Source organism: Streptomyces aureus, assembly GCF_001418135.1.
In the GTDB taxonomy this organism is placed as follows: domain Bacteria; phylum Actinomycetota; class Actinomycetes; order Streptomycetales; family Streptomycetaceae; genus Streptomyces; species Streptomyces aureus_A.
Genome location: NZ_LIPQ01000566.1, coordinates 1 through 6,511 on the forward strand (window position 1 = coordinate 1; position 6,511 = coordinate 6,511).

Here is a 6,511-nt window from a genome sequence, read left to right on the forward strand (position 1 = left end):
GCCCCGAAGCGTTCGAGCCACTCCCCCGCCCGGGCCCGCGCCGCCGCCGTGCCGAGACCCTGGATCCGTCCCAGGTGGACCAGATAGTCGATGGCCGTGAAGGGCAGCGCGACCGGGAAGCGCTCGGGGACGTACGCGGTGCGGGGCGGGCGGCCGGTGACGCGGCCCGCGGTGGGCGCGTCGACGCCGGCGACGAGCCGGAGCAGGGTCGACTTCCCGGTGCCGTTCGTGCCGACGACCCGGACGAGGGTCCCGGCGGGCAGGTCGAGGTCCACCTCGCGGAGGATCCACGCCCCCCGGAGGCCGTGCCGGCGGCCGACCCGCTCCAGCCTCAATTCGTGCCGCGGAAGGCGGTCGTCGATCCCCGGCGTGCGTGCGTCTCGTCGTCGACGGTGTATGTGACGGATGTGGCGTTCTGGAGGGTCATCCCCGGAGAATCCGCGGTCCCGGCGAGGTGTTCGCCGGTGAAAAGATCACTCTTCATGAGGGGCATCCTGGCCCGGAACTGCCCATTGCCACAAGAATCGCTCATGCGGGCAGTGGCAGACTTGCCCGGTGAGCAGCAACGAGACCGATCTTCGCGATGAGAAGCCCCAGTTCGTCCTGCCGTTGGTCGTACGGATCGAACGGGACGCGCCGCCGTCCCGCACCGATGCCCTGGAGACCGCCGCGCGCGCCGTCCTGGAGATCCTCACCGACGACCGCTCGCTCGGCGAGGGCGAGTGGGCGCGGGCCATGACCGACTGGCAGGACGCCAGGATCCGCAAGGTGGTGCGCCGGGCGCGTGGCGCGGAGTGGCGGCGCGCGGGCGCGCTTCCGGGGATCACGGTCGACGGCCTGGAGGCGGAGGTACGGGTCTTCCCTCCGGTCCCGCTCGACGGCTGGCCCAAGGAGCTGGCCAAGCTCCAGGTCTCGGGCACCGACCTCGACGACCCGGCGGCGCCCGGCCCCGTACCGGACGGCGCGGTGGTGCTGTGGATCAATCCGGAGCTCGACATGTCGGCGGGCAAGACGATGGCCCAGGCCGGGCACGGGGCACAGCTGCTGTGGTGGGCGATGGGGGACGCCGACCGGAAGGCCTGGCACGAGGCGGGCTTCCCCCTCGCGGTCCGCACCGCACGTGCCGAGGAGTGGCCCGCCCTGACGGCGAGCGGCCTCCCGCTGGTCCGGGACGCGGGCTTCACGGAGATCGCCCCCGGCCCCACCGTGGTGGCCGAGGGAAGCGACCGTTTCGCCCCGGCCCTGCGGCTGCCGCGGCCCTAGGGGGCGTCTTGTCGATCAGGGCGGATCAGGGAGCCGCGAGCCCGGCATGATCGGCAAGACACCCCCTGCCGTCACCGTCGGACCCCCTTCCGTCCGGCGTGACCGAACGGAACCTCAAATCAACCTCTGAACGTGACCCTCCTGGGATTCGAACGCTCCCGCCGGGGCCATCACGTGGGTGACTGAGGACCGAAGGAGGGGGACATGACGGAACTCGGCATCGGCATCGGCTGGCGTCCCGAGATCGCTGACGCGGTGGAGGGGCTGTCCGGCATCGACTGGGTGGAGGTCGTCGCGGAGAACATCTGCGCCGACCATCTGCCCGACTCCCTGACACGGCTGCGCGAGCGCGGCGTCACCGTCGTGCCGCACGGCGTCTCGCTGGGGCTCGGGGGCGCGGACCGCCCCGACCCGGCGCGGCTCGCCGCGCTCGGCGAGAAGGCGGTGGCGCTCGGGGCGCCGCTGGTCACGGAACACATCGCGTTCGTCCGGGCCGGGGGACCGCTCACGGCGACGCCGCAGCTCGAAGCGGGTCATCTGCTTCCCGTACCCAGGACCTGGGACGCGCTCGACGTGCTCTGCGAGAACGTACGGATCGCGCAGGACGCGCTGCCCGTACCGCTCGCCCTGGAGAACATCGCGGCGCTCGTCTCGTGGCCGGGCGAGGAGATGTCGGAGGGACGCTTCCTGGCGGAGCTCGTGGAGCGTACGGGGGTACGGCTCCTCGTCGACGTCGCCAATCTGCACACCAACCACGTCAACCGGGGCGAGGACCCGGCGCGGGCCCTGTCGGAGCTGCCGGTGGAGGCGATCGCGTACGTGCACGTGGCGGGGGGTGTCGAGCGGGACGGGGTCTGGCACGACACCCACGCGCACCCGGTGCCGGAGGCGGTTCTCGACGTACTGGCGGACCTCGCGTCCCGGGTGGCGCCGCCGGGCGTCCTGCTCGAACGGGACGACGACTTTCCTCCGGCGGAGGAACTCGCGGACGAACTGCGGGCGATCCGCAGGACGATCACCGCTGTGGACACACGTTCCTCCGCCGGATTCCGTCCGGGCCCCCCAGGGGCGGTGGCGGCCCACCAGCACGGTGCCCGTTCGTCGAAGCCCGCGCCCCGAGGGGCGCTGCTCATCGGCGCCGGGGCCCGGGTTTCCGGTGGGCCGATGCCCGGCGTCACCCCGGTGGTACCCGTGGCCCCCGCGCCCACGCCGACGCCCACGCCCGGTGCCCGACAGCGCGTCGCCGTCGCTCAGGCCGCTCTGCTGTCCGCGCTCGTCGCCGGGACTCCCGTGCCCGAGGGGTTCGACAGCCGGCGGCTCGGCGTGCAGGGCCGGGCGCTCGCGGCCAAGCGGGCCGGGGTCGTCGCCAAGGTCGCGCCGGAGCTCCCCGAGATCCTGGGCAAGGGCTATCGGCCGGCGTTCCTCGCGTACGCCAGATCCCGGCCCATGACCGGCGGCTACCGCCGCGACGCGCTCGACTTCGCCGAGCATCTCCTGGTCGCCGGGAGGCCGGAGGATCCGGCTGCCCGACGGCGGCTCACGGAGTGGTGGCAGGACCGTTCCGGCAGCCGCCCGCCGGGCCGCGCCACCCGGCTCGTACGGGCTGCCCGGCACGCACTGGTACGGAAGTGAGGTGCTCGTGAACGTCCTGGTCGCGCTCTACTACCTCGCCGGCATCACCGGCATCACGGTGCTCGTCACCCGGGTCGTCCGGACCCGCGGGGGACCCGGCGGACCGGTCCACGACCGGTACGAGGCCGCCTTCCTCAACGGCGGCCCCGCCAGGGTCGTCGACACCGCCCTGGCCGCCCTCCAGGCGGACGGCAGGCTGGCGATCGGCGGGCCCGGTGTCGTGGCCGTCGTCCGCCCCGTCGCGTACGACCCGGTGGAGCGTGCCGTGCTCCAGGCGCACGCCGCCGCCCCGCACGGGGCCCTGCACCATCTGCGGATGGCCGTCATGCGGCACCCGGCGGTCCAGGAGATCGGCGACGGGCTGGCGGCGCGCGGGCTCGTCGTCGATCCGGCGACCCGGCGCGCCACGCTCCGGTGGTGTGCCGTGGTCGGCCTCACGGCCCTCGGGCTGTTCCCGGTGTCGGCCCTCCTCACGGCCATGGACTTCGCCTCCTCCGCCGCGCCCTCGTTCCCGTTCCTCTTCAAGGTGGTGCCGGTGGTAATCGCCGCCGGTTTCACGGCGCTCGTCTGTGGGTCGATCGCCGCCCGGCAGGTCACCCCGGCCGGCCGGCGCGCGGTCTTCGCGTACGGGCGGCATCACGCCCATCTCGCGGACGCCGCCCTGCTGGTGGCTCTGCACGGCCTCCGGGCCCTCCCGGATCCGGTGCTGCGGGAGCAGCTGGTGGCCGCCGCCCGGATCTACGGGCCGCCCCGGCGGCGCGGGGGCGGCGGCAGGCGCCCCTCCCCGTACCCCCACGCCACCGCGGACGCGGACGGCGACTTCGGAGCGGCCGTCGTGTGGTGCGCGGGGACCAGTGCGTGCGGCGGCGGGGGCGGCGGCTCCTGCTCGGGCGGCGGCTCCGGGTCGTCGTGCTCGTCCGGGTCCTGTTCCGGGGGCGGTTCCAGTTGCGGCGGGGGCGGAAGCTCGTGCTCCAGCTCAAGCTCCAGTTCGTGCTCCAGCTCCAGTTCCAGCGGGAGTTCGTGTTCCAGCTCCAGCAGCTGACCACCCGTTCGGGTGGCGCGCCCGCCCCGCCTCCCGTACAACTCGGTCATGGTCTGGGTTCCGTTGCTGCTCGTGGCGTGTGTGGTGGCCGGTGTCGGCTGTGCGCGACTCTGCCGGGCGACGGTCGCGGCGGCCCGGCCCGTTCACGGTGCCGCGCCCGCCGCGGGCGCGCCCGGACTCACCGTCGGCGAAGCGGCCTACCTCGCCGGCGGGCCACTGCGGGTCACCGATCTCACCCTCGTGTCCATGCACCGGGAACGGCGGCTGCTGCTCGCCCGCACCGGCTGGGCGACGGTCGTGGACGCCGACGCGGGTGCGGGGGACGAGCTGGAGCGGGCCGTGATCGGCGCCCTGGGCTCTCAGGGCCAGGCGCCGGTTCCCGCCGTACGTCTGCTGGTCGCCGCCGGCGACGCCGTACACCTGCTCGCGGAGCGGCTCGTCGAGCGGGGGCTCGCCGTGTCCGCGACGGGCCGGCGGGAGGTCGCCGCCGGGCTGCGGGTGGTGCGGGCGGGTTTCCTGCTGAGCCTGGTTCTCGGAACGGTGTCCGCGCTGCTCGTGCCGGCCGCCGAGCGGGCCCCGGTCCTGGCCGGGTTCGCGCTGCCGCTGCTCGCTTCGGGGCTCTGTCTGCTGATCGGGCGGATCGAGGTGTACCCGTACACCCGCTGGGCCTCGCCGGCCGGGCAGCGGCTGCTCGCCGCGCTCTCGGCCACCGATCCCCTGACGGCGCTCGCCACGCGCGGACCTTCGGTCCTGGAGCCGGAGCTCCGGGCGGCTCTGCGCGGCCGGGACTGAGCGGGAGAGGACCCCGGAAATGACGCCGGTGCGGCGCGCGTCACGCGCGCCGCACCCGGAGCCGGACCCGGTGTCGCTGGAGCGGCAGGCAATGGTCACGCCTGCCGTCTGATCTTCCGGGTCGAGGGGTGGCGCGCCCGGCCGGGAGCCGGGCCACCACCAGGTCTTCGTACGGCCGTCAGGCCAGGCCCGCCACCAGGTCGGCGACGCTCTTGCGGCGACCGGTGTAGAACGGGACCTCCTCGCGGACGTGCATCCGCGCCTCGGAGGCGCGCAGGTGACGCATGAGGTCCACGATGCGGTGCAGCTCGTCGGCCTCGAAGGCGAGGAGCCACTCGTAGTCGCCGAGGGAGAAAGAGGCGACCGTGTTGGCGCGCACGTCCGGGTAGCCGCGGGCCATCTTGCCGTGGTCGGCGAGCATCCGGCGGCGGTCCTCGTCCGGCAGCAGGTACCAGTCGTAGGAGCGCACGAACGGGTAGACCGAGACGTAGTCGCGGGGGTTCTCGTCGGCCAGGAAGGCCGGGATGTGCGACTTGTTGAACTCGGCGGGGCGGTGCAGCGCCATGTTCGACCAGACCGGCACGAGGGCGCGGCCCAGGCGGGTGCGGCGGAAGAGGTTGTACGCCTCCTGGAGCTCGTCGCTCGTCTCGGCGTGCCACCAGATCATGACGTCGGCGTCGGCGCGCAGACCGGACAGGTCGTACGTGCCGCGGACGGTGATGTCCTTGGCCGCGAGCTGGTCGAACAGCTCCTGGACCTCGTCGGCGTAGCCGCTCCGGTCGTCGGGCAGGACATCGCGCAGCTTGAACACGGACCACAGGGTGTAGCGGATGACCTCGTTGAGGTCCTTCGCCTTCTTACCGGCGTTCGGGATCTTTTCGGGCGCACTCATGCGCCTATTCTCGCCCGTCACAGGGAGTGCCCCGCACCGGGGTCGGTCCTTTTCGACGTGGCGATGATCTCGTCGGCCGCCCGGTGGGCCGAGGCGATGCAGGCGGGGATGCCGACGCCGTCGTACGCGGCGCCCGCGACGCGCACTCCCGGGAGGGCGGCGACGGCCTCGCGGACCCTGGCGACCCGGGCGAGGTGGCCGACCGGGTACTGCGGCAGGCCGCCGGTCCAGCGGGTGACCGTGGTGGCGACGGGCCGGGCGGCGAGTCCGGTGGCGGCGGCGAGGTCCTTGAGGGAGGCGGCGACGAGGTCGGCGTCCTCGCGGTGGACCTGGTCCTCCTCGCCGTGGCGGCCGACGGAGGTCCGCAGCACGAACAGGTCGGGGGCGCCGTCCGCGACCCACCGCCACTTCTGCGAGGAGAAGGTGGAGGCCTTGATCGTGTGGCCGTCGACGGGCGGCACGAGGAACCCCGAGCCCGGCAGGGCGGGGAGACCCGGACCGGCCGGGGCGGGCATGTCGGCGCGGCGGAAGGCCAGCGTGACCAGGGCCATGGAGGCGTACGCGACGGCGTCGAGCTCGGCGGAGGCGGCGGGCGCGTGCGGGGCGAGGAGCGCGGCGGCGGGTCCGGCGGGGGTGGCGAGGACGACGGCGTCGGCGGTGAGGACACGGTCGCCGCTGACGACCTGCCAGCCGGTGGCCCCGGTGCGGCGGAGCCCGGTCACGGGGGCGTCGGTGAGGATCTCGCCGCCCATGGCGCGGATCGCTTCGGCGACGGCGCCGGGCAGGGTGCCGACACCGCCGTCGACGCCGAGGAAGACGGAGCCGCCGAGGCCGGTGGCGGCGCCCGCCAGGTCGGCGGGGACGGCCGCCCCGGCCCGCTGGACGGCGCG

General features: G+C 74.4%; 7 protein-coding genes and 1 pseudogene. 4 read left to right on the forward strand and 4 right to left on the reverse strand.

Annotation, left to right across the window (positions count from 1 at the left end; translation table 11 throughout):
- Together AOK00_RS34000 and AOK00_RS39310 are read right to left on the reverse strand one after the other, a co-directional pair.
- Positions 1-335: ATP-binding cassette domain-containing protein (locus AOK00_RS34000; protein WP_159041914.1), on the reverse strand; the 335-nt coding region annotated here is incomplete at its 3' end.
- 5 nt (positions 336-340) lie between these two features.
- Positions 341-484: pseudogene (locus AOK00_RS39310) on the reverse strand (AIM24 family protein); the annotation flags it as partial.
- A 71-nt stretch (positions 485-555) separates the two neighbouring features.
- On the opposite strand from AOK00_RS39310, the gene AOK00_RS34005 reads away from it, so the two are divergent.
- From AOK00_RS34005 to AOK00_RS34020, 4 genes are all read left to right on the forward strand, one after another.
- Positions 556-1,263: a peptidyl-tRNA hydrolase gene (locus AOK00_RS34005; protein WP_055603993.1), complete on the forward strand. Its 708-nt coding sequence runs from the start codon at positions 556-558 to the stop codon at positions 1,261-1,263.
- Between the two features lie 204 nt (positions 1,264-1,467).
- The gene (locus AOK00_RS34010) at positions 1,468-2,895 is read left to right on the forward strand and encodes a DUF692 domain-containing protein (protein WP_055603994.1); all 1,428 of its coding nucleotides are present in this window, start codon (positions 1,468-1,470) and stop codon (positions 2,893-2,895) included.
- A 1-nt stretch (position 2,896) separates the two neighbouring features.
- Positions 2,897-3,937, forward strand: a complete 1,041-nt coding sequence (locus AOK00_RS34015; protein ID WP_079042338.1) for a TIGR04222 domain-containing membrane protein — start codon at positions 2,897-2,899, stop codon at positions 3,935-3,937.
- Positions 3,938-3,985: 48 nt separating this feature from the next.
- Positions 3,986-4,729 carry a TIGR04222 domain-containing membrane protein gene (locus AOK00_RS34020; protein WP_055603997.1) on the forward strand — a complete coding sequence of 248 codons (744 nt, stop codon included), beginning with the start codon at positions 3,986-3,988 and terminating at the stop codon, positions 4,727-4,729.
- A 178-nt stretch (positions 4,730-4,907) separates the two neighbouring features.
- Here AOK00_RS34020 and hemQ read toward each other — a convergent pair whose 3' ends face one another.
- Both hemQ and hemG read right to left on the reverse strand, forming a co-directional pair.
- A complete protein-coding gene (hemQ, locus tag AOK00_RS34025; RefSeq protein ID WP_055603995.1) occupies positions 4,908-5,621 on the reverse strand; it encodes a hydrogen peroxide-dependent heme synthase in 714 nt (237 codons plus the stop codon).
- A gap of 17 nt (positions 5,622-5,638) precedes the next feature.
- On the reverse strand, positions 5,639-6,511 hold an 873-nt coding region (gene hemG / locus AOK00_RS34030), incomplete at its 5' end, for a protoporphyrinogen oxidase (RefSeq protein ID WP_107097515.1).

Coding starts and splice junctions, on each gene's coding strand:
- AOK00_RS34010 (WP_055603994.1), top strand. CDS start 1,468: ATGACGGAACTCGGCATCGGCATCGGCTGGCGTCCCGAGATCGCTGAC.
- AOK00_RS34020 (WP_055603997.1), top strand. CDS start 3,986: ATGGTCTGGGTTCCGTTGCTGCTCGTGGCGTGTGTGGTGGCCGGTGTC.
- hemQ (WP_055603995.1), bottom strand. CDS start 5,621: ATGAGTGCGCCCGAAAAGATCCCGAACGCCGGTAAGAAGGCGAAGGAC.